The organism is Micromonospora sp. H61 (assembly GCF_018070325.1).
GTDB lineage: Bacteria > Actinomycetota > Actinomycetes > Mycobacteriales > Micromonosporaceae > Micromonospora > Micromonospora salmantinae.
This window is the reverse complement of the sequence record NZ_JAGPXY010000202.1, coordinates 1-1719: the sequence shown is the minus strand read 5'-3', so window position 1 is coordinate 1719 and position 1719 is coordinate 1. Positions and strand designations below refer to the sequence as shown.

Here is a 1719-nt window from a genome sequence, read left to right as displayed (position 1 = left end):
GATCCGTAGTGCGCGCAGGGCTTCTTCGTTTGAGATGAGGTCGAGCAGCGGTGCGCCCGCGAACGCTGCAGCCTGGATGCCGTGCCACGCCTTGTCGACGATCAAGCCGACAACGGCTTCGGTGACGTGCGGCCGGTCGGCCTGCAGTGCCGAACCCAGGATCAGGGTTTTGACCTTGTTGGGGATGCTGTCGAAGCCTCGTCGGGTCATCTCGATCGCCTGGACCAGCCCGATGAAGAGGTCGCACCAGAAGTGGTTGGTAAGGTCGCGCTTCACGCCGGTGGTGTCCTGCGTGGCACGGTCGAGTTCCGTGACGATCTCCCGCCAGGCCCCGCGCGTCATTTCCTCGGCAAGCGCTGTCACCTGCTCGGCTGGCGTCGGGTAGGGCTCGCCGTCTTCGGGCCCCGCAGGCGGCGACGGGGCGGCAAGCCAGTCCGCGATGTCGACGCGGGCGAGGTCGGTGGTGATTTCCTGGTTGCTGCGGGTCTGCTCTAGGCGCCGCGGACGATGCTCTGTCCAGGCCAGTTTGCTCTCGAAGCGCTCCCGTCCCCCGTGACGGATCAGATAGTCGTGGTCGACGTGGTCGAGCCAACCCTGCACGCCATGCTGGCTGCCGCCGCACTGGGTGCAGAGGCAGCGGTGTCCTCGGGCTGTCTCGCAACTGGGATTGTGTCTGCCGGTGTCCATGTCGCGGCCACCTCGCTCATCCGGTTGACCCGGTTGCGGTGCTAGCGATAGCTGACTAAATGGAATTCTGTCGATACCCTACGTCACCGAGTGATCTATGCCAACGCCTGTCGATCGAGCCTGTCGGATTGCGGGCAGAACATCGCCGGTCGCAATCGGACCGGCCTTGCCGGATGGCTTGTCCGTAGTCACAACGGCGCGTACGGTCGGTCGTAGAGCTGGCGTCGTCCAGCTGTTGAACCTGCTGCTATACCGCCCAGTTGTGCGGAGCCCGATGAGTCGGCCATCGATGCCGACGGGCTAAGACCCCGCCTGCGGCAAGCCTTCGGATCCCTCCGGTTGCAGTCGTCGACAAACCCGCTGCGTGTCCCTCCACATCGGGCGTCGCCTGACTCTCCGCTGCCACCTCGCACCGGTTGAGTGCCACGACGTGCCGGTGTGCCCTCACCTGCGAAGGAGCGCCCTCATGACCTCGTACGCAATCCGCAGCTGTAGTGAGCCGCCAGTTTCGAGCCTTTGGCTCAAACAGCAGTTTCCGCACCGGGCCTGGCTCATCGCCGACCTGCGGGGTCGTATCAGTCGCGCCCCTGCCCCCATCCGCGCCTGCGCACCTGAACCGGAGCGATTCGGGCAGGCGATGGAGCGGACACTCGCCCTTGACCTCTGCGGTGCACCGCCATACCTGCAGCTGATCAAACATCTGCCTGCAGCCGGAATGCGGCGCCTGCTCACCACCGCCGGATACGCACCAAACACCGATACTCCCGACGGGCAGTGGCACAAAACCAGCGACCACATCCCCGGCGCTCGACTGTTCACGGTGGGCAGCCTGCTGCCCCACCTCGACAGGGCATTGCACGAGCTCGGTTCGGCGAACCCGGACGAGGCCCGCGAGGCGATCCAGGCCGCGTTGCGCGACCGGCGGGCCGTCAGCGCGTACGCCACCGCCGCGCGCGGCGCCCGCCCTGCCTTTGCCGGTTTCTGGGCTAGCTACACCAGCGGCTTCCGCAATGCTCTGCGCGGCTACGGACC

2 protein-coding genes are annotated in these 1719 nt (G+C 66.3%); one reads left to right on the top strand and one right to left on the bottom strand.

Annotated elements, in window-relative coordinates; all coding sequences use genetic code 11:
* Positions 1-687, bottom strand: a 687-nt coding sequence (locus KBX08_RS33125; RefSeq protein ID WP_210787691.1) for a hypothetical protein, incomplete at its 3' end; no start/stop codon positions are given.
* Between the two features lie 466 nt (positions 688-1153).
* Between KBX08_RS33125 and KBX08_RS33120 the strand changes: the two genes are divergently transcribed.
* Positions 1154-1719 (top strand): hypothetical protein (locus KBX08_RS33120; protein WP_210787690.1); only part of this gene is annotated, 566 nt, incomplete at its 3' end.